Here is a 25318-nt window from a genome sequence, read left to right as displayed (position 1 = left end):
GCTCGAGCCGACGACGCAGGAGGTGGCCGGTGACCGGTGAACGCGATGCGCTGGAGCAGCAACTGCTCGACAGCCTGCGTCGTCATGCCGTGGACTACGAGAGCCTGCGCCGCGCTTTCGCCGCGTGGCTGGCGCTGCATCCCACCGACGCCAAGGCGCTCGCGGAGATCGCCAATCACGAGGTCCTGGGCCGGCAGCTGACGCCCGCGCAGCTGGCGCGCAGCATTCACCTCTCGGCGGGCGCGACCTCGAATCTGCTCAATCGCCTAGAGCACGCCGGTTATGTGCGCCGGGTCCGGGAGGGCCGGGACGGCCGTAAAGTCCTGTTGCACACCGGCGGACAGGCGGCTGCGGTCGCGCACGAATTCTTCGATCCGCTCTCGGCCCGGCTGATCGAGGTGATGGATCGCTACCCCGTCGAGCAACTGCGCCAGATCGCCGGCTTTCTCCACGAGGTGCACACGACGCTGCGCGCGGTGATCGCGGATCCCCCGGCCGCGCGCGACTCGACAGTGTGACCGCGCCGCGGCCGGCGCGCGCGACGGCCGCTCAGCCGTGGTACTCGCTGCGCCACTGCTCGATGAGCGGCGGCAGCTCACGCTCCATGTACGCGTAGAACTCTCGCATCTCGTGCAGCCGTGCGGCGGTGGAGCTGTCCTCGGGCGCGGCGGCGAGACCCTCCTGGGCGGCCTCGCGCATGGCCTTGAGCATCAGGTTCTGCTGGGAGAACAGGTACGCCCACACGCCGTGGGGGAATCGGTAGTGCTCGCGGCGGCTGCCCGGCGCCGGCACCCGCTCCACCATGCCGGACTGGGTGAGCTGCTTGATGGCGGCGGACACCGCACCGGCGCTGACGGACAACTGTTCGCACAGGTCGCTCGCGGTCATCGCCTCCTGCTGGGTGTACAGCAGCGCCGCCATGACCCGGGCGGTGGTCTTCTGCATTCCGCCCTGCGCCAGGGTGAGAGCCAGCCGCTCGGCCGAGTCACGAAGTCGCCGTGTGGAGTCCATGGCCACACAGTACCGGCAGCCCAGAATTTCCAATATCTTCAAAAATTTCTGAAACTTCACTATTCTTCGAGTCATGAACTGCGCCATCGAGATCCGGGATCTCGTCAAGACATACGGCACCCAGCGCGGCTTGCGGGGCCTCAGCCTCGAGATCGAGGCCGGCGAGGTGTTCGGCTACCTCGGCCCCAATGGGGCGGGCAAATCGACGACGATCCGGTTGTTGCTGGATCTGATTCGTCCCACCGCCGGCAGCGTGCGGGTGCTGGGGCTCGATCCGCGCCGCGACGGCCGGGCGCTGCGCCGCCGCATCGGGGTATCTCGCGGGCGATTTCGTGGTGGACGGCACGCAGAGCGTGCGGGAGTGCCTGCGCTTTCTGGGCGGGCTCAGCGGGGGCGTGTCCGCGGCGCGCATCGGCGAGCTCGCCGACCGGCTCGGGCTGGACCAGAACGCGAGGATCAAGAGCCTGTCCAAGGGCAATCGCCAAAAGGTCGGCCTGGTACAGGCTTTCATGCACTCCCCCGAGTTGCTGATCCTCGACGAGCCCACCTCCGGGCTCGATCCCCTGGTGCAGCAGACCTTTCAGGAGCTGGTCGGCGAGGCCGCGCGCGAGGGGCGGACGGTGTTCATGTCCAGCCATGTGATGGACGAGGTGGAGGCGGTCGCCGACCGCATCGGCATTCTGCGCGAGGGACAGTTGGTCGCGCTCGACACGGTGGCCGAGTTGCGCGCCGCGGCGGCGCGGATGATCGAAATCGGTTTCGCGGCACCGGTACCGCTCGACGAGTTCCACGGCGTACCCGGCATCTCCGACGCGGCTCTCGACCGCGACGGCACGCTGTTGCATGCGCGCCTCACCGGCGCTCCCGACGCGCTGCTCAAGATCGCCGCCCGGCACACCGTCACCACGGTGCGGACCACCGAACCGCACCTGGACGAGATCTTCCACTCGCACTACGCGCATACCGCCTGACCTGTCGCCCCGACCCGAGGAACGGTTTCGATATGACCTTCGCCGTGCTCACCAAGTCCCTGCGCGACAACCGCCGCGGACTGCTCCGCTGGATTCTCGGCATCACCCTGGCCGCCACCGCCTACGCGAGCTTCTACCCGCGCATGGCGAAAAACGGGGCCGCCCAGGTGGCCAACCTGCCCGACGGCCTGCGCGAGGCCCTGCACATGGACGATATCGGTTCCGCCGCAGGCTATCTGGGGTCGAGCGTCTTCGGGTTGATCGTCCCGCTGCTGGCGATGTGCTTCGGCGTCGCGCTCGGGGCGCGGGCCACCGCCGCCGACGAGGAATCCGGCACGCTGGATCTGCTGCTGGCGCACCCGGTCACGCGCACCGAGGTGCTGCTGCAACGCTTCGGCGCGCTGGCGTGTCGGCCGCGGCGCTGGGCCTGGCGGTGTGGCTGGGCATGATCGCCGTCCGCGACGCCGCCGACCTGACCGCCGTCCGCGACGCCGCCGACCTGACCGCCGTCAGCCCGCTGCAGTTCGCGGCGCAATGCCTGAATCTGGTGCTGTTCACACTCGTTTTCGCCGCCCTCGCCGTCTGCGTGGGCGCGGCCACCGGCCGCAAGGACGCCGTCGTGGCCGTCACCGCCACCGCCGGGGTCGCCGCCTACGCCGCCCACACCTTCGGCGCGAAGCTGGGAGTCGCGTGGACCCAATGGTTTTCGCCGTTCCACTACTACCTCGCCGGCGACCCCCTGCGCCACGGCTTCCGCTGGCTGGACGCCACGATCCTGACGGCCACCGCCCTGACCTTCGTCGCCCTCGGCGTCCACCGCTTCGACCGCCGCGACCTCGGCCGCTGAGCGGGACGCCGGGTCTTCCCCCGGAAGCCACGAAATCGTATAGTACGAAATCGTGGTAAGTTCATCGTCGGCGCGATCGGTGTTGCTGGAACTCCAGCGCGCCACGCACGCCACCTTGCAGGTGCTGGCTTCGGAACTCGTTACGCTGAAGCTGAATCCGTCGGAGATCAATGTGCTGGCCAATCTCGCCGACGGCCGCTGTCGCACGGTGTCGGAGCTGGCACGCGAGGTCGGGTCGCGCCCGACCACCCTGACGAGCATGCTGGATCGGCTGGAGGGGCGGGGGCTGCTGGGCCGGGCCACCCGCGCCGGGGATCGCCGCGTGGTGGTCATCGAGCTGACCGACGCCGGGCTCACCACGGCCCGCACCATCCGCACCGCGTTCACCCGCCTCGAACGCCGGGCCCTCGCCGGTCTGCCCGCCGACCAGGTCGCCGCCCTTCGAGCGGGTCTGCGCGCCCTCGCCGAGGTATCACCGTGAATCACCCGCAGCACTCCCGAGACGACTTCGATGCCCTGCTGGCGCAGGCGGTTTCGGAGTCCGGCCGCTTCGGCCATCGCGAACACGTCCAGGTGACGTGGCTGGCCCTGCGCAGCCACGACATCGAATCCACCGTCGCGCTCATCGCGGAGGGCTTGCGCAGCACCGCCCGCTATCAGGGCGCCCCGCAGAAGTATCACGCCACGCTCAGCCGGGCCTGGGTGGAATTGATCGGCTATCACGCGGCCGAACATCCCGAGCCCGATTTCCAAACCTTCCTGGATCGCAATCCGGCGCTCCTGGACAAGCGCCTGCTGCTGCGCTTCTATCATTCGGCGACCCTCGCCGACGCGGCGGCCAGAACCGGCTGGATCGCGCCCGACCGCAACCCCTTTCCGCGCCACCGTGCCGCCTGACGTCGAAAAGGGCCGCGGCGCAAGCGGATGCGTGCGTCGCGGCCCGGTGATCATCGGTCAGTACTGGTGGCAGCTGCCGACGACCTGACCCATCTTCGTGCCGAATTCCGGGTTGGCGGTGGCGGCGCCCGCCCCGGATAACGCTGCGGCGGCGGCGAATCCGCCGATTGCCATGGCGATCGTGACCAGGTACCGCGGGCTGATCGAGCTCATGCGGGATCGACCTTTCGTCGTGGGTGGGATCTGCGCGAACAACCGGCGACAAGCCGGCACAAGGGAATCGGCGCCGACCCGGTCGTGGTTTGGTCAGCCCAGGCTCGCGCTCACGATCGGATCCGAGGTCGGCTGATCGGCGCCCGCGGCGCGTTCGACCGTGATGGCCAGGGTGTCGGACGGGCCCAGCTTCGTGACGAGCGGGCGCACGGGGACGGCGTCCAGGACCGCCGCCGAGCGGGGACGCGCGCCCAGGGCGATGAGCCACACCTGATAGGCGCGGCCCGGCGGGGGTGCGGGCACCTCGTCGAAGGTGAGCGCGGCAGCCGACAACGCGGCGGAGGATTCGATGCGCAACTGGCCGCCGCCGGCGACCGCCGCGGTGCGGGTGAGGGCGTCCGGCTGGGCGGCGATGACCGCGGCGGTCACCGACGCGGGCGGCTCGCCCGTGCGTTGGGTGGCCACCACCAGACCCGTGCCGAACACGACTAGCAGCAACAGGACCGCGGCCACCTGCCCGAGTCGCGGGACCGACCCGAACCGCAGTCGGCGGCGACCCGCCGCGCGCACGGCGCGATCGAGCGCGCGCAGCAGTCCGGTCTCCAGCTCCGCGGGCGGGCTGCAGGCGTCCACGGCGCTCAATTCGGCGAGGGTTTCCTGCAATGCGCAGACGGTGGAATCGAATTCGGCCGCGGTCCGGCGGTCGGCGCGCCGGCGACGGCGCTCGATGGCGCGGCGTTCCCAGGAGGTCACGGCGTCGAGCGCGTACGGGTACGCGAGGTCGAGTAGTTCGGTGTCCGATCGCCCGATGCTGCTCATCGTTGATCACTCCCTGTCAGGCAGGTCCGGAGGCGCTCGAGCCCGTCCCGGATCCGGCTCTTCACCGTGCCGACGGGCACCTCCAGCCGGTCCGCGACATCGCTGTAGGTGAGTCCGCCGTAATAGGCCAGCACGATGGTGTCGCGCTGGCGCTGGGTGAGCGTGTCCAGACAGCCCAGCACCGCCCGCCGATCGGCCCGCAGGTCGACGGTTTCGGCGACGACGTCGTGCCCGCGCTCCATAGTCCTTCTGCCATAAGCGATATCGCGGGTCTCGGTGGCGTGCTCGCGCCGCACCCGATCCACCGCGCGCCGATGGGTGAGCATCATCAGCCAGCCGATGGGGCTGGCCAGGCCGGGGTCGTAGCGGGCGGCCAGCGACCACACCTGTAGGTAGACCTCCTGGGCGATCTCCTCCGCGGTGGCCCGGTTGCCCAGTATGCGCAGGGCCAGGCCGTACACGCGGTGGCTGGTCATCCGGTAGAGCTCGGTGAAGGCGTCGCGGTCGCCGCCGGAGATCTCCGCGATCAGCTGGGCGTGAATGTGCGCGTCGTCGCCGCGCGTGCGCGGGCGGACGGGACAGGCGGGGGCGGGTCCGTCGTCGGTGTCGTCCCGAGAGCGCGCCAAGCGGAGAACCGTCGGATTGTGGTCGTCGGTCAACGTCTCACCTGCATTCCTCCGAGCCCGGCCGGACCCCGTAGGGCAATCCGGCCGAGAGCGCACATGGACAGAGGCACTGGCGAGCCTCCCGCGCACCGTTCAGAGGTGACCGGTCCGGGTCAGGATTGTGGACTGACCGGCCACCTCCGTCGAACGGGCGGAAACGCCCCGTGTACCCGCCGTGCGAAGTGGGCACGATAGGGTTTCGCACCGCTGTGGCGGGAGGTTTGGTGCGGACGGCAGGGAGTTTTCAGCGAAACAGCGCGGCGACCCCGAGCACGATCAGGGCCGCCACCACGAAGCCCCAGTCCAGCGGCGCGGAGCGGTCGGATAGGTGTTCGGCGTCCGAATTCTTAGCCGTCAGCGCGCGGAAGGACTCGTCGCCGCGCATGCGCACCGCGAACGGAATGTTGTAGGTGGCGGCGGTGTGGTCGAAGCGGTTGATGAACCACAACCGAAGCTGGGCCGGGGACAGGGGCACGACCGAGGTGCGCGGCCGGCGGGTCAGGCGCGGCGACGGGGCGCCGGGTCGCAGGGTGGCGGCGCGCGCGGCCGGCTCGGCGACGGTGGCGGCCTCGAACACCGACCGCACGGGCACCGTAGCGCCCAGCGCCGAGCCGAGCCGAGCCGCGACGCGGGTCGCGCTCAGCGAATCGCCGCCGAGGGCGAAGAAGCCGTCGTCGAGGCCGACGCGCTCGATGCCGAGCACCTCCGAGATCGCCTGTGCTGCCGCGTGTTCGGCGGCGGTGCCGGGCGCACGGTAGGCGGCCGGCTCCGGCAGCGCGCGGCGGTCCAGTTTGCCGTTCACCGTCAAGGGCAGCTCGTCCAGTTCCACGAACGATTCGCGGTCCCCGACGCGCAGGACGGCGGTCTCGATCAAGCGCTCACCCAGCAGCGGGATGGGCACGGCGACATCGGCGCGCATCCATTCGGTGGCCGCGGTCCAGGGGTCGTCACAGTCCCGGAAATCGTGGCGGGCGACCTCGAAGGCGGTGTCGGGCCCGATCACCTGCACCGGTTCGCCGGCCACCTCCACCAGCCGCAGCCGCAAGCTCTGCAAATCCTCAGCACACAAGCGCATGGCCCGGGCGAGCAGGTCGGCGTCGAAGTCGCCGCGGAGATGCACGTATTGGGCGACGGTCAGCGGCACCGCGGGCGCGAGGTGCTGAGCGTTCCAAATCCCGGACTGAGCTGCCGACAAGGGGAAGCGAGAAGCGTTGTCCGATGCGTCACGACCTGCGGGCTCCGAGGCCAGTGCGGTCATCCAGACACTCCAATCAACCGATAGCGGACTGAGGACTCTTTAAATGGGCGCGACAGCAACATCAACGCAACGCCCCAATTAGGAGATCGCACAGACCTACCGGGTGGATTGGTTTGCCGACGAATCGAATTCGAAGTCAGACAATCGAGACACGCAGGGCGGCATCGGAAACCGGGGCACCGCGGACGGATCACGCGCCGGCGGGGCCCAGCAGGCAGTCGGCCAGCCGCTTCAACCCGTCCCGAATGCGGGTCTTCACCGTGGGCACCGGCGTGCCGAGGTGGGCGGCGACCTCCGAATAGGTGTGGCCGCCGTAATAGGCCAGGGCGATGGTCTCGCGCTGCAGCGGCGTCAACGCGTCCAGGCAGTGCAGCACGGCCCGCTCGTCGTGGCTCTGCTCGACCTCCTCGAACACCACATCGCGGTCCTGGCCCAGATGCAGGTGGCCGAAGGTGATTTCGCGGTCGGTGGCGGATCGGTCCATGCGGATACGGTCCACGGCACGGCGGTGGGTCAGCATCATCAGCCACCCCATGGGGCTGGAGATCGTGGCGTCGTAGCGATCCGCCAGCGTCCAGGTCTGCAGGTAGACCTCCTGGGCGACTTCCTCGGCGGTGGAACGGTTCCCGAGCATGCGCATCGCCAATCCGAAGACGCGATGGCTGGTCAGGCGGTACAGCTCGGTGAAGGCCGCGCGGTCACCGGCGCCGACGGCCAGCACGAGTTCGGTGAGCCGCGCGGTCAATTCGTCGTCGCGGTCGGGGCGCCGGGCGGGACAGGCTGGCGCGGAGGCGGTTTCACCCGGCTCACCGGCGCCGAACAACGGAATGATGGGCGTATTGTCGTCATCGGTCACTCGAACCCCCGCTCGCAGACTGCCATGGCACGACCGGCGCAGGCGTCACCGCCGCCGCCGACTCACCGGCCGACACGAGGGGAGGTGCATCGACCGGTGGCATCCATCGTTTGGGCACATCTCTCCACGCGCCCACGAGCACACCGTGAGCACACCAAGGGTTTCGGCCAGACCCCCCAACCGGTTTGGTCCCCGGGCGCTTTTTCTCACCGCACCGTCACCACCCGGTTGTGCCAGCCGGTGGCGCCGTCGGGGAACGGTGTGGCGCGCTGCTCGGGCTGGACCGCACCCGTGGCGTCGGTGGCCCGGACCCGCAGCGTGTGCGTGCCCGGTGTCGCCTGCCAGGTCCACGTCCACTGCCGCCAGGTGTCGGTCGAGTATTCGGTCGCCAGCCGCACGGGCTGCCAGGGCTGGTCGTCGACCTGGATCTCGACGCGGGCGATGCCGCGATGCTGCGCCCAGGCGACGCCGCCGATCGGCACCGCCCCGGCGTCGACGGTGACGAAGGCGGCCGGGACGTCGATGCGGGAGGCCGTCTTGATGGGCGCTCGCGCGGCCCAGCCGCGGTCGGTCCAGTAGGCGCTGGCGCGGTCGAAGCGGGTCACCTCCAGATCGACCACCCATTTGGTGGCGGAGACGAATCCGTAGAGGCCGGGGACGACGAGACGGGCCGGGTAGCCGTGGGCGATCGGCAGCGGTTCGCCGTTCATGCCGATCGCGAGCAGGGCGTCGCGGCCGTCGACGATGGCGGAAAGCGGTGTGCTCGCGGTGAATCCGTCGACACTGCGCGACAGCAGCATATCGGCGTCGGGGTGGACGCCGGCTTCGGCGAGCAGTTCGGCCAGCGGATAGCCCGACCAGTGGGCCGTGCCGGCGAGGTCGCCGCCGACCTCGTTCGAGACGCAGGTGAGGGTGATCAACCGTTCGACGACCGGACGGCCGCGCAGGCGGTCGAAGTCCAATTCGATGGCGCGATCGACCATTCCGTGAATGCGCAGCCGCCAGTCCGCGCTGGTGAGAGCGGGCAGCTGCAGGGCGGTGTCGACCCGGTAGAACCGATCGTTCGCGGTGACGAAGGGGGTGATGCCCGCGAGAGTCGGCTGAGCGCCCGGGGGCAGCGCCGGTGCGGGACCGGCGGGGGCGGGCAGCCGGAAGCGGGCGCGGTCGGCGACGACGTCGTGCAGCCGGGTCGCCAGCACGTGGCCGAGCGCGGCCGCACCGGCCGCGAGCGCGGTCACGCCCACGGCCGCGGTGAGAAAACCCCGGCGAGACAATCCGTCGCCCGGGGCGGCAGCGTGACGCGGTCCGGCGACGAGCAGCCGCAGCGCGACGATGCCGGCCAGCACGCCCAGTACCGACGGCAGCACGAACCATGGTGTTGCGGTGGGTCTTTGCAGCGCGAGCACACCGGTCGCGCCGCCGAGGATCAGCAGCAGCGCGCTGCCGAGCGGGCGGCGGCGTTCGAGCAGTCCCGCCACCGCCGCACCCGCCAGCATGACCAGTGCCATGGACACGAACAGCGCGTCTTTGTCGTGGGCGCCGAAGCGGCGAATCGCGGCGTCCTTCAACTGATGCGGGGTGTGGTCGACCACGGTCGCGCCCAGCACGTAGAACGGCGACGCGGCCGGGTCGATGAAAGCTGCTGCCAGATGGCCGATTCCGAGGACGAGCGCGGCGGCCAGGATCCCCGCGAACGCGGCCGCGCCTCGGCTGATCCGGCGGTGCCCGGAATTCCCTTCGCGGACAGCGGGTTCGGCTGCCATGACGGGCACGCCGATCAGGCCGGCGGCTGGAGGACGGTGTCGATCAGGTAGACGGTCGCATTGGCGGTCCGCACGCCGCCGCAGATGACCGACGCGTCACCGACCTTGATGTTCGTGCCGTCCCGGGTGACCGTCACGTCCGCGCCCTCGACCGTCTTGTGCGCACCGGCGATCTGGTCCGGGCCGATCCGGCCGGGCACCACGTGATAGGTGAGGATCTTGCTCAGCGTCGGCGCATCCGTCTTCAGCGAATCCACGGTCGCGGCAGGGATTTTCGCGAACGCCGAGTCGACCGGGGCGAAGACGGTGAACTGGCCGCCGTCGAGCGTGTCCACCAGGTTCACCTGCGGATTGAGCTTGCCCGACACCGCCGAGACCAGGGTGGTCAGCAACGGGTTGTGCGAGGCGGCCACCGCCACCGGGTCCTGCGCCATGCCGCTGACCGAACCCGCCCCCGTCGGGACCTGCCGGGCGTAGTCCTGGCAGCCGGGTCCGACCAGATCGGCGGCCGGGTCGGCCGTGGCGCTGGTGGCGGCGCTGGTCGTCGGGGTGGACGACGAATCGGATTTGACGCTCGAGCAGGCGCCCAGGCTCGCGACGACACCGGTCGCCGCGAGGGCGACGGCGAGGGTGCGCTGGATGTGTTTCATGATGCAATACCTCCGTGCGGCGGCCGGGCGGCCGCGTTGCTGATGGGTGACCGAAAGGTGCAAGGGGTTTCGCGCCGCCGCCGGTTCGGGTTTGGTCGCGCGGCGAATCCCCACGTCGCGGCCCGGCGTGAGAAGCCCGGCTCCTCGGGTATGGCGCAGGCAGCGCGGCCGCCGGCCGCGGGTGCGCGGTGAATGGGAGGTTGTGTGTCGGGATTGTCGTTGCCGGTGCTGGCGGTGATCTTCGTGGGGGCGGGGGCGGCGATCTGGGTCGCCGGAATCGCACTGTCGGATCAGACCGATGTGCTCTCGACGCGGTGGCATCTGGGGTCGGCGCTGGGTGGGCTGATCCTGCTCGCGGTGTCCACGAATCTGCCCGAACTCGCCATCGTGGCGTCGGCGTCGCTGTCCGGCAATACCGGGGTCGCGGTCGGAAACATCTTGGGCGGCATCGCGATTCAGACGGTCGTGCTGGTCGTGCTGGATATCGTGGGCGTGCGGGGCGAACGGCCGCTGACCTATCGGGCCGCCTCGCTCGTGCTGGTGCTCGAGGCGCTGCTGGTGATCGCGGTGCTGGCGGTCGTCGTCGCGAGCACCCAGCTGCCCGCCGACCTCATCGCCTTCCGGCTCACGCCCGGGCCGGTGCTGATCACCGCGCTGTGGATCGCGGGCCTGCTGCTGTTGCGCCGGGCCGGACGATCGCTGCCGTGGCAGGAATCCGGGCAGGCCCCCCGACGGTCAGCGGCATCCGCGCGGGCACAAGCGCGAGCGGGTCGAACAGCGGGCCACCGACCGCGGCATCGGCACCACGAAATCGGCGCTGATCTTCACCGCGGCCGCCCTGGTGACCCTGGTGGCCGGGGTGTTGCTGGAACGCAGCGGGGATGCCATCGCCGAGCATGTCGGCCTCTCGGGGGTGCTGTTCGGGGCCACGGTGCTGGCCCTGGCCACCTCGCTGCCGGAGATCTCCACCGGGCTGACCGCGGTCCGTCACGAGGACTATCAACTGGCCATCAGCGACATCTTCGGCGGCAACGCCTTCCTGCCGGTGCTGTTTCTGGCCGCCACGCTGCTGTCGGGGCAGGCGGTGCTGCCGCACGCGCAGCGCACCGACATCTATCTGACCGCCCTGGGCATGCTGCTGACTTTCGTCTACGCCGCGGGTCTGCTGTTTCGGCCGCGGCGGCGGATCGCGCGGATGGGCGCGGATTCGCTGGCCGTGCTGACGCTGTACGCGCTCGGGCTGGCCGGTCTGTTCGCCATTGCCTCCTGATCGCCGCAGCTCGGGGGAAGATCACGAATTCTGTTGCGCCAGAATGCGACGACCGGTTTGCGGGCGGGGATCCGGGTATTGCGGGAGGGCATACTTGTGAAGTGAAGAGGTAGTTCGTGTCTGTTCCCCTACTCGATGGTGATGGCGCCCCACTGGATTGCGTCGAATGGGCGCTGGGATGGGATTCGCTGGAAAGCGCGCTCGGCGTGGAGGTCGATCCCGGTGTGGCGGTGGCGAATCGGTTCGATGTGAATCTCGCCGCGCTCATGTTCAGCGGAGAACAGCTCGTGGACGTGGTGTTTCACGAGCATTTGATGTCCGCGGACGGGGCGGTGCGGCATACCGGCGACAATCTCACCGGGGAGGGGGTCGGCGCCAACGAGCATATTCTGGTGGATCTCAGCCGGATCTCCGACGCGGTGACATCGATCTTCTTCACCGCGACGTCCTATACCGCAATGCCTTTCACCGAGATTCCCAACTCGTATTGCCGGGTCACCGATCCGACGACGCTGCTCGACATCGCCCGCTACACGCTGACCGGCAGCTCCGACACCGCGTTCGTGGTCGGCAAGCTGACCCGGACGCCCGTCGAATGGGTGTTCGCCGGGATCGGGGTGGGAGCGCCCGCGACCCATGTGGCCGAGATGGTGCCGTACCTGGCCCCCTACCTGCCGTAGCGACGGCCTTGGCGGGTGGCTGTCCGTTTGCCTGGGTAGGCTGGGCGAGCCGCGGGACGAACCGGGCCCGCCCGACACGGGGAGGTGCTGCGTGCCACGCACGATCCACGATACGAACGGTGCGTTCGATCTCGTCGTCGCGGGCGCGGACGCCCCGGTGTGGATCGTCACCACCGTCGCCGAGGGGCGCCGCGCGGGCTGCCTGATCGGCTTCGGCGGCCAGGTGAGCATCGAACCGCGGCGGTTTCTGGTCAATCTCTCCAAGCGCAATCGCACCTACGAAGTGGCCGGCGAGGCGCACTATCTGGCGGTTCACGTCCTCCCGGAGGAGTCCGGCGCGCTCGCGCAGCTCTTCGGCTCCGAAACCGGGTTCGAACTCGACAAGTTCGAGCACTGCGAGTGGCACGCGGGCCCGCACGGCCTGCCGATCCTGGCCGCGGCCGCGGGCTGGTTCGTCGGAGAGATCATGGAACGCCACGACTTCGGCGACCACGTCGGCATGGTGCTCGACATCACCGACGCACGCGCGCCGCACCCGGACATCAGTCCCCTGCGCTACAGCGCCGTCGCCGACCTCACCCCCGGCCGCCCCGCCTGAAATGTCGGCATCCGGTCGGTCGGAATCCGGCTCACCTGCGGCTTCTCCCTCGCCACGTATGCTGACGCCGAGCTCTGTAACAGCCGACGACCGGAATGCCACCGCGAAAGGGTGCACCCGTGAGCACTACGAGCGATACCTCGGCGGACAACGAGACCAGCGGCGGCGGGCGGACCGTCGCACCGACCCCCTATCGGCTGACCGAGGCCCCCGGGCCATTGGGCGCCGACGAGCTGGCCGGGCTCGACGCCTGGTGGCGGGCGGCCAACTATCTGGCGGTGGGACAGATCTATCTGCTGGACAACGCGCTCGTGCGGATGCCGCTGCGAGCCGAGCACATCAAACCGCGGCTGCTGGGGCACTTCGGCACCGTGCCGGGACTGAATCTGGTGTGGGTGCACGCCAATCGGGCCATCCGCGAGCGGGATCTGAACGCCGTGTTCGTCGCCGGTCCCGGCCACGGCGGGCCCGGGCCGAACGCGTGCGGCTGGCTCGAGGGCACGTATTCCGAGTTGTACAGCGACATTCCGCGGGACGCGGAGGGCATGCGGGCGTTGTTCGCGCAGTTCTCGTATCCGGGCGGGGTGCCCAGCCATTGCGCTCCCGAGACACCCGGCTCCTTTCACGAGGGCGGTGAGCTCGGGTATTCGCTGCTGCACGCTTTCGGTGCGGCGCTGGACAATCCGGATCTCACGGTGTTCTGCGTGATCGGCGACGGGGAGGCGGAGACCGGGCCGTTGGCGGGCAGCTGGCATGCGAACAAATTCCTGAATCCGGGGCGCGACGGCGCGGTGGTGCCGATTCTGGCGCTCAACGAATACAAGATCGCCAATCCGACGCTGCTGGCGCGGATCCCGGAATCCGAACTCGACTCGCTGCTGCGCGGGTACGGCTACGAGCCGATCATGGTGTCCGGCAACGACCCCGGCGTCGTCCATCAGGCGATGGCCGCGGCGATGGACACCTGCTTGGACCGCATTGCCGCCATCCAGCAGCGGGCGCGGGCGGGTTCCGCGGAGCGGGCCATCTGGCCGATGATCGTATTGCGCACCCCCAAGGGCTGGACCTGTCCCCCGATCGTGGACGGGGATCCGGTGGAGGGCACCTTCCGCGCCCACCAGGTGCCGCTGGCGGGTGCGCGCACCGACGACGCGCATCGCCGCGTGCTCGAGCAGTGGCTGAAATCGTATCGGCCCCACGAGCTTTTCGACGACGACGGCCGGCCGGTGCCCGAGCTGCTGGCGCTGTCGCCCACCGGCGATCGGCGCATGAGCGCCAATCCGGTCGCCAATGGCGGTCTGCTGCTGCGGGATCTGCGACTGCCGGACTGGCGCGAGTTCGGCGTGGAGGTGGCGACGCCCGGCGCGGTGAAGCACGAGGCCACCCGGGTGCTGGGCGGCTGGCTGCGGGAGGTGACCCGCGCCAACCCGGCCAACTTCCTCACCTTCGCCCCGGATGAACTGGCCAGCAACCGATTACAGGACATCCTCGAGGTCACCGGGCGCGACTGGCAGGCCGAGATCGGCGAGTACGACGTGAAACTCGACCGCACCGGGCGCGTCATCGAAGTGCTGTCCGAGCATATGTGCCAGGGCCTGCTGGAGGGCTATCTGCTCACCGGCCGCCACGGCGTCTTCACCTGCTACGAGGCTTTCATCCACATTGTCGACGCCATGTTCAACCAGCACGCCAAATGGCTCGACGCCGCCTCCGCGGTGGCGTGGCGGCGGCCCATCGCCAGCCTGAATTACCTGCTGTCCTCGCATGTCTGGCGGCAGGACCACAATGGGTTCACCCACCAGGACCCCGGTTTCCTGGACGTGGTGCTCAACAAGAAGCCCGAGATCGTGCGGGTGTATCTGCCGCCGGACGCCAATACCCTGCTGTCCACCTACGATCACTGCCTGCGCTCGCGCCAGTACGTGAACGTGGTGGTGGCCGGCAAGCAGCCGCAGGAGAGTTGGCTGTCGGTGCCGGAGGCGGCCGTGCACTGCGCGCGGGGCATCGGCATCTGGCCGTGGGCGAGCAACAACGACGAGCAAGGCGTCGCGCCCGACGTGATCCTGGCCTGCGCCGGCGACGTGCCCACCCTGGAAACCCTTGCGGCGGCGGCGATCCTGCGCGCCCGCCTGCCCGAACTGCGGGTGCGCGTGGTCAATGTCGTCGACCTCATGCGCCTGCTGCCCGAGGAAGAACACCCGCACGGCCTGTCCGACCGCGAATTCGATTCCCTCTTCACCACCGACCGCCCCGTCATCTTCGCCTTCCACGGCTACCCCTGGCTCATCCACCGCCTCACCTACCGCCGCGCCAACCACGGCGGCCTGCACGTGCGCGGCTACAAGGAACGCGGCACCACCACGACCCCCTTCGACATGGTGATGCTCAACGACCTGGACCGCTACCACCTCGTCATGGACGTCATCGACCGCGTCCCCACCCTCCGCGACAAAGCCGCCGCCCTCCGCCAGGAAATGGTCGACGCCCGCTGGCAAGCCCGCGCCTGGACCCGAGAACACGGGGAGGACATCCCCGTCGTGGCCGACTGGAAATGGACCTGACCCGACAGCCGTGAAACCTCCGTGCACCCGGCCGCGAGATTCGCGGTCGGGTGACCAAACCCCGGCGGGGGGCATGTCGAAGTCGGGGTATGGGAGTTTGGCTGAAACCTGGTGAGGCGATGTCATCCGGGCCGCGGGGCGGCCGGGAGGTCGCGGTGGTGGGGAGCGGGGTCGCGGGGTTGGCGGCCGCGTATGTGCTGGCGGGGAGTGATCGGGTCACGCTGTATGAGCGGGACGGGCGGCTGGGCGGGCATGCGCATACGCATGAGATCGAGGTGGGGGCGGGGCGGCGGGTGGGGGTGGATTCGGGGTTCATCGTGCACAACGAGCGGACCTATCCGACCCTGCTGCGGTTGTTCGGGGAGTTGGGGGTGGCTACGCGCGAGACCGATATGTCGATGTCGGTGCGGGCGGACGACATCGGGCTCGAATACGCGGGGGCCAAGGGGGTGGGCGGGTTGTTTCCGAATGCTCGCGCGCTGGTGCGGCCCAGGCATCTGGCGATGCTGGCGGAGGTGCCGCGGTTTCATCGGGCGGCGCGGGAATTGCTGCGGGAGCCGGATTCCGGGGTGACGTTGGCGGAGTTCTTGCGGCGGCATCGGTTCGATCGGTATTTCGTCGATTACTTCATGACGCCGTTGGTCGCCGCCGTGTGGTCGTGCGAACCGGCGGTTGCCGACCGCTATCCCGCGCATTATCTGTTCCGGTTTCTCGAGCATCACGGGATGCTGACCGTGTACGGGTCGCCGCGGTGGCGGACGGTGGTCGGCGGGTCGGCGCGGTATGTGGAGAAGATCGCCGCGCGGATCGACGAGATCCATACGGGCACAGCGGTGCTCGGGGTCGAGGAGCATGCCGATCACGTGCTGGTGCGCGACATCGGCGGGGTGCGGCGGTTCGAAGCCGTCGTCATCGCCACCCACCCCCGGCAGGCGCTGGCGATGCTGGCGACGCCGAGCCTGGCGGCGCGCTCGATCCTGGGGGCGATGCCGTATTCGGTGAATCACGCCCGGCTGCATACCGACGAGACGCTGTTGCCGCGCTCTCGCCGCGCGCGGGCCTCGTGGAACTATCTGGTTCCGGCGCGGCCCGGGGAGGGCGTCACCGTGACCTATGACCTCACCAGGCTCATGGGGCTCGAGCACGTGCGAGACCGCAGGTTCCTGGTCACCCTCGGCGGCGGCGACCGGATCGCGGACGAGCACGTCCTCGCCGAGATGACCTACGAGCATCCCCTCTACACCCCGGAATCGGTTGCGGCGCAAAGCCGTCTGCCCGAACTCGACACCGATCGGGTCGCGTTCGCGGGCGCGTATCACGGGTGGGGGTTCCACGAGGACGGCGCACTGTCGGGGGTGCGCGCCGCCGAGCGGATCGGCGGAAGCTGGGACGCGAGACCCGCGGCGACGGCACCCGTTCGAGTGGAGGCGCGATGACCATCGCTCCGGCGCTGTACCTCACCCGGTTGCGGCACATCCGGCGCGCACCGGTCCACCACGAGTTCGAATACCGCGGCTACAGCTGGTATTTCGACCTCGACGCCCCGCCGCGCCCGCCACTGCCGTTGCGGCCCTTCGGATATTTCCGGGCGGTCGATCACCTCGAGGGCCCCGGCACGGACCTGCGCGCCCGGGTCGATCGCGTGCTGGCCGAGCACGGCATCGACCGCGCGGACGGACCCGTGACCGCGCTCATGGGCGCTCGCGCGCTCGGCTACGCCTTCGATCCGCTCACCGTCTTCTGGTGCCACGATCGCGGCGGCCGGCTGCGCTGCGCGATCGCCGAGGTGCACAACACCTACGGCGGCCGGCACGCGTATGTCCTGTTCCCCGACGCCCACGGCCGCGCCGAGACCGAGAAACGCTTCTACGTCTCGCCTTTCAACGCCGTGGACGGACGCTATCGGCTGCGCATCCCCGAACCCGGCGACGAATTGGCGCTGCACATCACGTTGCGCACCGACGACCTGCCGCCGTTCTACGCCTCGATGACCGGCCACCGCCTGCCGGTGACCACCGCCACCGTCCTGCGGGCGCACCTGCGCGCGCCGCTGTCCCCGTGGCTGACGGCGGCTCGCATCCGCCGCCACGGAATCGCCCTGTGGGCGAAGGGAGTTCCCGTCGTCCCGCGTCCATCCGCTCCCGCCCCTCGAAGGATCTCCCTGTGACCGGATTCTGTCTCGACCCCGTGAGCACCGCCCTCGTCCCGGCCGCGCCCGCCGGCGCCCGCGCGCGACTGCTGGCCCGCGGCTGTTCGATGCTGTTCCGCCGCGCCGTCTCTCGCCTGCCCCTGCGGGTGGAGTACCCCGACGGCACCGTGCTGGGCCTCGACGCCCACACCGAACCGCTGCCGCGCATGATCCTGCGCGACCCGGACGCCTTCTTCGCGCGCGTCGGCAGCCTCGGCCTGATCGGCTTCGGCGAGTCCTACACCGCCGCCGAATGGACCTCCCCCGACCCCGCGGCCGTGCTCACGGTGCTGGCCGCCCGGTTGACCGAACTCGTTCCCGCCGGGCTGCAATCGCTGCGTTCCTTCCTGCTGCCGTCACCGCCGACGAGCCAGGACGGGACGGCGGCGAACGCGCGCACCAATATCGAACACCACTACGACCTGTCCAACGAGCTGTTCCAGCTGTTCCTCGACGAGACCATGACCTACTCCTCGGCCCTGTTCGAGGACCCGGCCACCGCCTCCTGGCCGCTGCTGGCCGACGCCCAGCGCTACAAGATCGACCGCCTGCTCGATGCCGCCGGGGTGCGCGCGGGCACGCGCGTGCTCGAAATCGGCAGCGGCTGGGGCGAATTGTGCGTGCGCGCCGCCGCCCGCGGTGCGACGGTGCATTCGGTGACCTTGTCGAACCGGCAACTGGAACTGGCCCGCATCCGCGTCGCCGCCGCCGGATTCGCCGATTCCGTCGTCCTGGAACTGTGCGACTACCGCGACGTGCGCGGCGAATACGACGCCATCGTGTCGGTGGAGATGATCGAGGCGGTCGGATACCGTTACTGGCCAACCTATTTCGACGTGCTCGCGCAGCGGCTCGCCCCCGGCGGGCGGGTCGCGCTGCAGGCGATCACGATGCCGCACGACCGGATGCTCGCCAGCCGCGACACCTACACCTGGATCCAGAAGTACATCTTCCCCGGCGGATCCCTGCCGTCCACCCGGGCGATCACGACCACCGCCCACCGCGCCGGACTGCGCGTACGCGAAAACTCTTGCTTCGGAGAGCATTACGCCACGACGCTGCGGCTGTGGCGGGAACGTTTCGACGCCCACGCCGCCGAGGTCGCCGCCCTCGGCTTCGACGCGACCTTCCGGCGGCTGTGGCAGTTCTACCTCGCCTACTCCGAGGCCGGATTCCGTTCCGGTTACCTCGATGTCCAGCAGATCGTTCTCCACCGGCCCGAGGAGCAGTCGTGACCGTCGCCGCCCAACTCGAATCCGCCCTGCGCCCGCTGCTGCGCGGCCCACTGCCGGTGCGGCTGTCCGCCTGGGACGGCAGCGTCGCCGGACCGGCGGACGCGCCGCGCATCGTGCTCAGCGGCCCGCGCGCGGTGCGCCGAATCCTCTGGCATCCAGGCGAACTCGGGGCGGCACAGGCCTACGTGACCGGGGAGATCGATGTCGACGGCGACCTGGGCGAGGCCCTGGGCACGGTCTGGCGCACCGCGGCCGCCCGCGGCATCGGCCGGCCCGGAGCCGGTGACTTCGCGCGCCTGCTGATGACGGGAATCCGCCTGGGCGCGTTCGGCTCACGCCCGCCCGCCCCCGCGACGCAGGCGCGGTTGCGCGGCCGCCGCCACCGGCAGGCCCGCGACCACGCCGCCATCAGCCACCACTACGACACCTCCAACGACTTCTACCGCCTGCTGCTGGATCCCTCGATGGCCTACTCGTGCGCCTACTTCGCCGACGGCGCACCCGACTCCCCCGCCGACCGCGACACCCTCGCCGCCGCGCAGCGCGCCAAACTGGACCTGGTGTGCGGCAAACTCGCACTGCGCCCGGGCATGCGCCTGCTGGACGTCGGCTGCGGCTGGGGATCACTGGCGTTGCACGCGGCCGAACACTACGGCGCGGAAGTCGTGGGCATCACGATCTCGCGGGCGCAGCGCGACTTCATCGAAAAGCAGGTCGCCGCACGCGGACTCGGCGAACTGGTGCGGGTGCGGCTGCTGGACTACCGCGACCTCACCGACACCGGCTTCGACGCCGTCGCCTCCCTCGAGATGGGCGAGCATGTCGGCGAACGCAACTACCCCCGCTACACCCGGGTGCTGCACGACGCCGCCGCCCCCGGCGCACCGGTGCTGATCCAGCAGATGTCGCGGCGCGGCCGCCACTCCGGCGGCGGACCGTTCATCGAATCGTTCATCGCCCCCGATATGGCCATGCGCCCGGTGGGCGACACCATCGCCCACCTCGAGGACGCCGGGCTGGAAGTGCGCGACGTGCAGGCGCTGCGCGAACATTACGGGTGGACCGCGCACGCCTGGCTGCGCGGCCTCGAGGAACGGTGGGACGACGCGGTGGCACTGCTCGGCGTGGAAGGCGCCCGCACCTGGCGGCTGTACCTGGCCGGTGGCGCGCTCGCGTTCGAGCAGGGGCGCATGGGGGTCGACCAGATCCTGGCGCGACGCCCAGCGGCCGCGACCAGCACCCGGCGCGCCCCGCGGGCGGTGGTCGCCTCGTGAATTGGCCTGCGGAACTACGGATTTGGCTGCTGTCGGCGGCCGTCCTGATACTGCTGCAAGCGGTGACCTACCTGATCGGCAGGCGCATCGGCCGCTACAACGTGGTCGACGTGATCTGGGGACCGGGTTTCGTGCTGGTCGCGGCGGTCGGGCTGGCGTTCGGCGACGGCGCACCGTGGCGCCGGACCGTCCTGTTCGCGCTCGTCGCGATCTGGGGCACGCGGCTCGGCTGGCATCTGGCCCGCCGGACGGCCGGGCACGGTGAGGACCCGCGCTACGACGCGCTCCTGGACCGCCACGGACGTTCCGCGCCGACGGTGATCACACGCATCTTCCTCACCCAGGCCGTGGCGCAGTGGGTGATCTCGCTGCCCATTCAGGTGTCCGCCGCCGCCGGCGACACCCGCGGCCCGGGCTGGGTGCTCGTCGCGGCGGGCGTGCTCGTCTGGGCGATCGGCGTGTGCTTCGAAGCGCTCGGCGACCGCCAGCTCGCGCGCTTCAAGGCCGATCCGGCCCACCGCGGCCGCATCATGGACGAAGGGCTGTGGGCGTGGACCCGGCATCCGAACTACTTCGGCGACTTCTGCGTGTGGTGGGGCCTGTGGCTGATCGCGGCCTCCGCCTGGCCGGGCCTCCTGACCGGCTTCGCCCCGATGATCATGTCCTACCTGCTGATCCGCGGCACCGGAGCCCGCATGCTGGAACGAGCGATGCGCGACCGCCCCGGCTACGCCGACTACCAGGCCCGGACCGCGTATTTCTTCCCCCGGCCACCGCGATGACCGCACGCCACGCGCGCCCACGCACGCGCCGGGATCGCCAAGTGCGCCCCGCCGCGCACCGGAGGCCGCTAGTCTCCGAGATGCGCTCGACCAGTCATCGCACGACTGCCCGGCCCCCGCGGGCAGTGCCGCCGATCCACCCCTACCCACGGAGACACAGTGCCATGGCGGATCCTCGCCGCTTCGTTTCGGTGAACGCCGGCCGCGCGAATGAGACCGGTGCCGAGGCCTGCGCCAACCACCGCGCCGGGCCCGATCCGGAACTCACCCGACGGCTGACCGGGCTGTTGCGCGAGATCGCGGGCGGTGACCGCACGGCCTTCACGGAGTTCTACCACTCCACCCACGACCGGGTCTTCGGGCTGTGCCTGCGCATCCTGCGCCGGCCCGCGGCGGCCGAGGAGGTGACGCAGGAGATCTACCTCTACCTGTGGAACTCCGCGAGCCAGTACGACGCCCGCCTGGCCAGCCCGATCGGCTGGCTCATGATGCTCACCCACCGCCGGGCCGTGGACCGGGTGCGGGTCGAAACCGCTTCCCGGACACGGGATCTCGCCTACGGGCAGCGGCATCTCGGGCGCGACCACGATATCGTCGCCGAGGCCGTGGGCCAGCGGTCGGAGGAACAGGCCGTCATCGACTGCCTGAGCACGCTGACCGGCACCCAGCGCGAGACCGTGGCGCTGGCCTACTACGGGGGCCGCACCTACGCCGAGGTCGCCGACCACCTCGGAATCCCGTTGAACACCGTCAAGACCCGCATTCGGGACGGCCTCAAGCGACTGCAGAACTGCCTGACAGGATCCCTGAGCGATGCCTGACCTCCAGCCCGACGCCGACCTCCTCGACCTGGCGCACCCGTACGCGCTGGACGCCCTCTCCAGCACCGAGCGCGCGGCCGTCGAGCGCAGACTCGACGACGCCGACGAATCCACCGCCGCCGCATTCCGTTCCGCGGTGCGCGACCTGCGCGAGACGCTCGCCGCCATGACCGTCATCGACGCCGTCCCCGCGCCCCCGAGCGTGGAGGAGTCGCTGCAGCGGCTCCTGGACGAACAGCAGCGGCCGGCGGGCGAGCGGACCGATCCCGCGCACGCGACGACACCGCGACCGGTCGCGCGCCTGGACCGCCGGCGGGCGCTGCGCTGGACGGCGGTGGCCGCGGCCGCCGCGGTGGCCGTCGGTCTCGGGGCCGGAATCCTGGTGCACCGCAGCCATTCCGGCGCCACCGGCGACCTCACCGCCCAGCAGATCAGCACGCACGCCGACACCCGGCAGCACACGGTCCCGATCTCCGGCGGCGGCACCCTCACCGTCGACTCGTCACCGCAGTTGCGGGCGGCCCTGGTGTCGTTCGACGCCGTGCCCGCCCCGCCGGCGGGGCACACCTACCAGCTGTGGCTGATTTCGACTGCCGGACAGGCGAGTTCGGCGGGCGTGCTGACCACGCTGCCTGCCGCGGGCGCGCCGATGCTCATGCGCTTCGGCGACGCCGGTCAGCTCGCGGTGTCGATCGAACCGGCGGGCGGCTCCCCCGCGCCCACCACGACACCCATCGCGGGCGTCCCGCTCAGCTGAGGGTCGGATCAGAGCGGGATCTGGTCGAGGCGGTGAGCGATCACGGCGGGCGGGTGGTCGGACCAGGCCTCCAGCGCGCCCCGGGTGCAGCCCGCCAGGAAACCGCCCCAGGCGCCGGCCAGTCCGGCGAGGGCGGCGGCGGTGACGATGCCGACCGGATTGAGGGTCGCGGCGGCGGTCAGGCCGCCGGTGAGCGCGGCCAGGATGCCGGGCAGGATGGCCGCCGGCAGCCCCTTGGCGAGGCAGGCCTCGGCGGCGCGACCGAGGCTCTCGCCCAGGGTCGCGGTCACTTTCGCGCCCGCGGTGAGGCCGCCGACCACCTGGACCGTCAGCTCCTTGCCCGCATTGCCGATGGTCAGTTTCAGCGGCGTGAGCGTCCCGTCGACGACGACGCTGGGCAGCACCTGTTCGGTGACGGCGCCGGTGCGGTCGAGGACGTCGATCGCGCCGGTGGTGGCGTGCTCGACGAAGGTGCCCGCCGACAAGGCCACCCGGGCGCCCGCGCCGGTGATGTTGGTGGCCAGGAACGTCCCGCCGTCCTGGACGGGTCCGGCCGCGGCGGGGCCGGGTGCGACCGGGGTGACGAGGCCCGCGCCGATCAGCGCCAGCGCGAGGACCGCCGGCAGCGAGCCCCGGGCGGGCGTGCGGAAAATTCCGTGCAAGAAAGCCTCCAGCGGTGACTTCTCGGAACCGACCGAGGTTATTCAACACCGAATGGGCCGCAATTCCGGGGAACACGCCGGTCCCGAAATCACATCGCGGGTATTTCTTAAATGGCGTATCAGCTGCCTATTTACGAAATACCTACGGACACTTGCCGATAACCGTGTGACAGAGCGAACAGTTTAAAGGTCGTTTCCCAGTCGAACTTTCGGAAAACCTGATCTAGATTCGGCTCTGCGACGAGTTCAGTGTCGATCGGTCGCTTTCACACCAACCATTCCGAATGCGGCCGGAGGGCTCGGTATGCGCGGCAATCCGAATTCACTTGACGTCGAAACGAATTCCCCGAGACTCGGGGTCGGGGCGCTGGCGCGGCTGCCGCGCGATGTCACCCGGCCGCCGTTCACCCCCGGCCTGCTGGGCACCGGGATCGTGCATCTGGGCTGCGGCTCGTTTCATCGCGCGCATCAGGCGCTGATCACCCAGCACGCGATGACCGCGAGCGGCGACCGGCGGTGGGGCATCACCGCGGTGGCCATGTCCCGGCCCGACGTGGTCGGGGCGCTGCGCGCGCAGGACAACCTGTACACCGCTCTGCTGCGCGATGAGGGCGCGGCCCGAGCGGAGGTGGTCGGCGCGATCACCGCGGCGGTGCACGCACCGTCGGACCGGATCGGGGTGGTGCGCCGGGTGGCCGATCCGCGCGTGCGGATCGTCACCCTCACCGTCACCACCGGCGGCTACTGCCTGTCCCCCGACACCGGCAGGCTCGATTCGGGCAGCGATCCGGTGCGGCACGATCTGCGCTGCACCGCCAAACCCTGCACGGCGATCGGGATGCTGGTCGGCGGACTGGCCGCGGTGCGCCGCCGCGGCGGGACCCCGCCGGTGGTGCTCAGCTGCGACAATCTCACCGCCAACGGCCGTCAATTGCGCAGCGCCGTGCTGGATTTCGCGGCGCTGCGCGACGACCGGCTGGCGGGCTGGATCGCCCGCAATGTGCAATTCCCGTGCAGTGTGGTCGATCGCATCGTGACCTCCGGCGACGACGGGGACGAGGCGGCGGCGCGGACCCGGCTCGGCGGCGTGGACGACCGCGCCCCCGTCTCGGCCGAACCCTTCATGACCTGGACCATCGAGAACTTCGACGGCGAGCGGCCGCGCTGGGACCTGGCCGGCGCCAACTACGTCACCGACGTCACCGGCCCGGAACTGGCGAAACTGCGGCTGCTCAACGGAACCCATCTGCTGCTGGCCTATCTGGGCGCGGTCGCCGGGCACCCGACCATCGCCGAGGCGGGGACCGATCCCGCGCTCAGCGCGCTGGCCCGGCAGTTCATGCTGTTCGAACAGGGCCCGACCCTGCGGCTCACCGACGGCGAATTGCACCGCGCCGTCGACGATCTGCTGCGCCGGTTCCGCAATCCCGCCATCCGGCACGAGGCCACCCGGGTGGGCCGCAACGGATCGGACAAGATGCTGCCCAGGGTCGCTGCCGCCATGCGCGAGAATCTCGCGGCCGGCCGCCCGACACCGGGTGCGGCGCTGCTGATCGCGGCGTGGATTCGCTGGTTCGATCTGAGCGGGACGCCCGGCGCCCCGCTGCGGGTCATCGATGCGCGCGCACCCGAACTGGCCAGGCTGGCGGCCATTCCCGACCCGCATCGGCGCGCCCGCGCCTTTCTCGCGCGCAAGGACATCTTCGGTCCGCTGCCGCATCTGGGGCATATTCAGCAGGAAGTGGGCGACGCACTGGTCGAGCTGATGGGCGACAATGTCGCCGAGGTGATCGGACGGCGCTTACGGCCGGAATTGCTGGGACGGGTGGCATGAGAGCGGATGCGCGCGACAAGCCGGTGCGGGCTGTCGTCTTCGATATGGACGGGCTGCTGCTCGACTCCGAGCGGTTGGCGGTGGAATCGCTGGGACGCTCCGGGGCCGAACTCGGATACGCGCTGCCGGAGTCGTTCTGCCACAGCCTCATCGGCATGCCCGCCGACACCTGCCGGGAACTGGCGGTCGCGGCGTTCGGGCCGGATTTCCCGCTCGACGAGTTCTTCCGCACGCACGAGACGACGATCGCGCGGCTGGTGGACGCCGGTCGGCTCGCCGTCAAACCGGGTGTGGCCGAACTGCTCGACGAACTGGACCGCCGCCGGGTGCCGCGCGCCATCGCCACCTCGTCCAATCGCGCACGCACCCAGCATCATCTGCGGGCCGTGGGGCTGCTCGGCCGTTTCGACGCCATTGTCACGCGGCAGGATGTGCGGCAGGGCAAACCGCATCCCGAGCCCTATCTGACGGCGACCGCGGCGCTCGGCGCGGAGCCGGAATTCACGCTGGCGTGCGAGGATTCACCCAATGGCCTGCGCGCCGCCCATGCGGCGGGCCTGCGCTGCCTGCTGATACCGGATCTGGTGCCCGCCACCGCGGAGACCCGGGAGCTGGCGCACCGCGTGTACCCGGATCTGCGGCACGTCATCGATTATCTGGCCGTCGCCAACGATGCCGTGCCGCATCCGCCGGTGCTGTGGTGACG

Annotated in this window: 28 protein-coding genes and 2 pseudogenes; 21 read left to right on the top strand and 9 right to left on the bottom strand. The window is 70.3% G+C overall.

The genetic code is table 11. The features are described from left to right. Positions 1 to 29: 29 nt before the first annotated feature. Positions 30 to 518 carry a MarR family winged helix-turn-helix transcriptional regulator gene (locus D7D52_RS20800; RefSeq protein WP_162958443.1) on the top strand — a complete coding sequence of 163 codons (489 nt, stop codon included), beginning with the start codon at positions 30 to 32 and terminating at the stop codon, positions 516 to 518. A gap of 31 nt (positions 519 to 549) precedes the next feature. Here the strand turns inward: D7D52_RS20800 and D7D52_RS20795 are convergent, their stop codons facing one another. Further along, complete coding sequence (locus D7D52_RS20795) at positions 550 to 1011, bottom strand: GbsR/MarR family transcriptional regulator (protein ID WP_162958442.1); 462 nt, start codon at positions 1009 to 1011, stop codon at positions 550 to 552. 73 nt (positions 1012 to 1084) lie between these two features. Here D7D52_RS20795 and D7D52_RS40375 point away from each other — a divergent pair. The 6 genes and pseudogenes from D7D52_RS40375 to D7D52_RS20770 form a co-directional block, all read left to right on the top strand. Next, positions 1085 to 1267: pseudogene (locus D7D52_RS40375) on the top strand (ATP-binding cassette domain-containing protein); the annotation flags it as partial. A gap of 79 nt (positions 1268 to 1346) precedes the next feature. Next, positions 1347 to 1982 (top strand): ATP-binding cassette domain-containing protein, encoded by a 636-nt coding sequence (locus tag D7D52_RS20790; RefSeq protein WP_222932652.1) that lies wholly within the window; start codon positions 1347 to 1349, stop codon positions 1980 to 1982. Between the two features lie 32 nt (positions 1983 to 2014). Then, the gene (locus D7D52_RS20785; RefSeq protein ID WP_120738805.1) at positions 2015 to 2431 is read left to right on the top strand and encodes an ABC transporter permease subunit; all 417 of its coding nucleotides are present in this window, start codon (positions 2015 to 2017) and stop codon (positions 2429 to 2431) included. Next, a complete protein-coding gene (locus D7D52_RS20780; RefSeq protein WP_120738803.1) occupies positions 2389 to 2829 on the top strand; it encodes a hypothetical protein in 441 nt (146 codons plus the stop codon). The genes D7D52_RS20785 and D7D52_RS20780 overlap by 43 nt, the downstream gene beginning before the upstream one ends. 52 nt (positions 2830 to 2881) lie before the next feature. Then, positions 2882 to 3310, top strand: a complete 429-nt coding sequence (locus D7D52_RS20775) for a MarR family winged helix-turn-helix transcriptional regulator (protein ID WP_246023195.1) — start codon at positions 2882 to 2884, stop codon at positions 3308 to 3310. Then, positions 3307 to 3726 (top strand): hypothetical protein, encoded by a 420-nt coding sequence (locus tag D7D52_RS20770; RefSeq protein WP_246023194.1) that lies wholly within the window; start codon positions 3307 to 3309, stop codon positions 3724 to 3726. Before D7D52_RS20775 ends, D7D52_RS20770 begins: the two co-directional genes overlap by 4 nt. A gap of 57 nt (positions 3727 to 3783) precedes the next feature. Here the strand turns inward: D7D52_RS20770 and D7D52_RS37890 are convergent, their stop codons facing one another. The 7 genes from D7D52_RS37890 to D7D52_RS20740 form a co-directional block, all read right to left on the bottom strand. Continuing rightward, positions 3784 to 3939, bottom strand: coding sequence for a hypothetical protein (locus D7D52_RS37890; RefSeq protein ID WP_162958441.1), 156 nt, complete (start codon positions 3937 to 3939; stop codon positions 3784 to 3786). A gap of 93 nt (positions 3940 to 4032) precedes the next feature. Continuing rightward, positions 4033 to 4758: an anti-sigma factor gene (locus D7D52_RS20765; RefSeq protein ID WP_120738801.1), complete on the bottom strand. Its 726-nt coding sequence runs from the start codon at positions 4756 to 4758 to the stop codon at positions 4033 to 4035. Beyond that, entirely contained in the window at positions 4755 to 5417 is a 663-nt protein-coding gene (gene sigK / locus D7D52_RS20760) for an ECF RNA polymerase sigma factor SigK (RefSeq protein WP_246023193.1), read from the bottom strand. Before sigK (D7D52_RS20760) ends, D7D52_RS20765 begins: the two co-directional genes overlap by 4 nt. Positions 5418 to 5667: 250 nt before the next feature. After that, positions 5668 to 6681: a condensation domain-containing protein gene (locus D7D52_RS20755; RefSeq protein WP_120738799.1), complete on the bottom strand. Its 1014-nt coding sequence runs from the start codon at positions 6679 to 6681 to the stop codon at positions 5668 to 5670. 190 nt (positions 6682 to 6871) lie between these two features. Further along, a complete protein-coding gene (locus D7D52_RS20750) occupies positions 6872 to 7537 on the bottom strand; it encodes a sigma-70 family RNA polymerase sigma factor (RefSeq protein ID WP_246023192.1) in 666 nt (221 codons plus the stop codon). A 206-nt stretch (positions 7538 to 7743) separates the two neighbouring features. Further along, the gene (locus D7D52_RS20745; RefSeq protein ID WP_120744311.1) at positions 7744 to 9300 is read right to left on the bottom strand and encodes a molybdopterin-dependent oxidoreductase; all 1557 of its coding nucleotides are present in this window, start codon (positions 9298 to 9300) and stop codon (positions 7744 to 7746) included. A 14-nt stretch (positions 9301 to 9314) separates the two neighbouring features. Next, on the bottom strand, positions 9315 to 9950 hold the full coding sequence (locus D7D52_RS20740; RefSeq protein WP_120744310.1) for a fasciclin domain-containing protein: 636 nt from the start codon (positions 9948 to 9950) through the stop codon (positions 9315 to 9317). A gap of 192 nt (positions 9951 to 10142) precedes the next feature. Here D7D52_RS20740 and D7D52_RS39305 point away from each other — a divergent pair. From D7D52_RS39305 to D7D52_RS20685, 12 genes and pseudogenes are all read left to right on the top strand, one after another. After that, positions 10143 to 10481, top strand: a pseudogene (locus tag D7D52_RS39305) (sodium:calcium antiporter); the annotation flags it as partial. Between the two features lie 319 nt (positions 10482 to 10800). Continuing rightward, positions 10801 to 11220 carry a sodium/calcium exchanger protein gene (locus D7D52_RS39300; RefSeq protein ID WP_246023191.1) on the top strand — a complete coding sequence of 140 codons (420 nt, stop codon included), beginning with the start codon at positions 10801 to 10803 and terminating at the stop codon, positions 11218 to 11220. A gap of 116 nt (positions 11221 to 11336) precedes the next feature. Further along, a complete protein-coding gene (locus D7D52_RS20730; protein ID WP_120738797.1) occupies positions 11337 to 11900 on the top strand; it encodes a TerD family protein in 564 nt (187 codons plus the stop codon). 91 nt (positions 11901 to 11991) lie between these two features. Next, on the top strand, positions 11992 to 12498 hold the full coding sequence (locus D7D52_RS20725; protein ID WP_246023190.1) for a flavin reductase family protein: 507 nt from the start codon (positions 11992 to 11994) through the stop codon (positions 12496 to 12498). 119 nt (positions 12499 to 12617) lie between these two features. Further along, positions 12618 to 15059, top strand: a complete 2442-nt coding sequence (locus D7D52_RS20720; RefSeq protein WP_425464556.1) for a phosphoketolase family protein — start codon at positions 12618 to 12620, stop codon at positions 15057 to 15059. A 119-nt stretch (positions 15060 to 15178) separates the two neighbouring features. After that, positions 15179 to 16495 carry an NAD(P)/FAD-dependent oxidoreductase gene (locus tag D7D52_RS20715; protein ID WP_120738791.1) on the top strand — a complete coding sequence of 439 codons (1317 nt, stop codon included), beginning with the start codon at positions 15179 to 15181 and terminating at the stop codon, positions 16493 to 16495. Then, positions 16492 to 17226, top strand: a complete 735-nt coding sequence (locus tag D7D52_RS20710) for a DUF1365 domain-containing protein (RefSeq protein WP_120738789.1) — start codon at positions 16492 to 16494, stop codon at positions 17224 to 17226. The genes D7D52_RS20715 and D7D52_RS20710 overlap by 4 nt, the downstream gene beginning before the upstream one ends. Beyond that, positions 17223 to 18482: a class I SAM-dependent methyltransferase gene (locus D7D52_RS20705; RefSeq protein WP_246023189.1), complete on the top strand. Its 1260-nt coding sequence runs from the start codon at positions 17223 to 17225 to the stop codon at positions 18480 to 18482. Before D7D52_RS20710 ends, D7D52_RS20705 begins: the two co-directional genes overlap by 4 nt. Further along, entirely contained in the window at positions 18479 to 19756 is a 1278-nt protein-coding gene (locus D7D52_RS20700; RefSeq protein WP_120738787.1) for an SAM-dependent methyltransferase, read from the top strand. The genes D7D52_RS20705 and D7D52_RS20700 overlap by 4 nt, the downstream gene beginning before the upstream one ends. Next, positions 19753 to 20538: a DUF1295 domain-containing protein gene (locus tag D7D52_RS20695; protein WP_120738785.1), complete on the top strand. Its 786-nt coding sequence runs from the start codon at positions 19753 to 19755 to the stop codon at positions 20536 to 20538. Before D7D52_RS20700 ends, D7D52_RS20695 begins: the two co-directional genes overlap by 4 nt. Positions 20539 to 20702: 164 nt before the next feature. Next, positions 20703 to 21359 carry an ECF RNA polymerase sigma factor SigK gene (gene sigK / locus D7D52_RS20690; RefSeq protein WP_120738783.1) on the top strand — a complete coding sequence of 219 codons (657 nt, stop codon included), beginning with the start codon at positions 20703 to 20705 and terminating at the stop codon, positions 21357 to 21359. Then, on the top strand, positions 21352 to 22116 hold the full coding sequence (locus D7D52_RS20685) for an anti-sigma factor (protein ID WP_120738782.1): 765 nt from the start codon (positions 21352 to 21354) through the stop codon (positions 22114 to 22116). The genes sigK (D7D52_RS20690) and D7D52_RS20685 overlap by 8 nt, the downstream gene beginning before the upstream one ends. Positions 22117 to 22124: 8 nt before the next feature. Here D7D52_RS20685 and D7D52_RS20680 read toward each other — a convergent pair whose 3' ends face one another. After that, a complete protein-coding gene (locus tag D7D52_RS20680) occupies positions 22125 to 22778 on the bottom strand; it encodes a hypothetical protein (RefSeq protein WP_120738779.1) in 654 nt (217 codons plus the stop codon). A 304-nt stretch (positions 22779 to 23082) separates the two neighbouring features. Between D7D52_RS20680 and D7D52_RS20675 the strand changes: the two genes are divergently transcribed. After that, positions 23083 to 24612, top strand: coding sequence for a mannitol dehydrogenase family protein (locus tag D7D52_RS20675; protein ID WP_120738777.1), 1530 nt, complete (start codon positions 23083 to 23085; stop codon positions 24610 to 24612). Then, positions 24609 to 25316, top strand: a complete 708-nt coding sequence (locus tag D7D52_RS20670) for an HAD family hydrolase (protein WP_120738776.1) — start codon at positions 24609 to 24611, stop codon at positions 25314 to 25316. Before D7D52_RS20675 ends, D7D52_RS20670 begins: the two co-directional genes overlap by 4 nt. Positions 25317 to 25318: the final 2 nt, after the last annotated feature.

This window comes from Nocardia yunnanensis (assembly GCF_003626895.1).
Lineage (GTDB): Bacteria > Actinomycetota > Actinomycetes > Mycobacteriales > Mycobacteriaceae > Nocardia > Nocardia yunnanensis.
The sequence above is the reverse complement of the archived record's forward strand: the minus strand, read 5'-3'. Positions and strand labels throughout refer to the sequence as shown.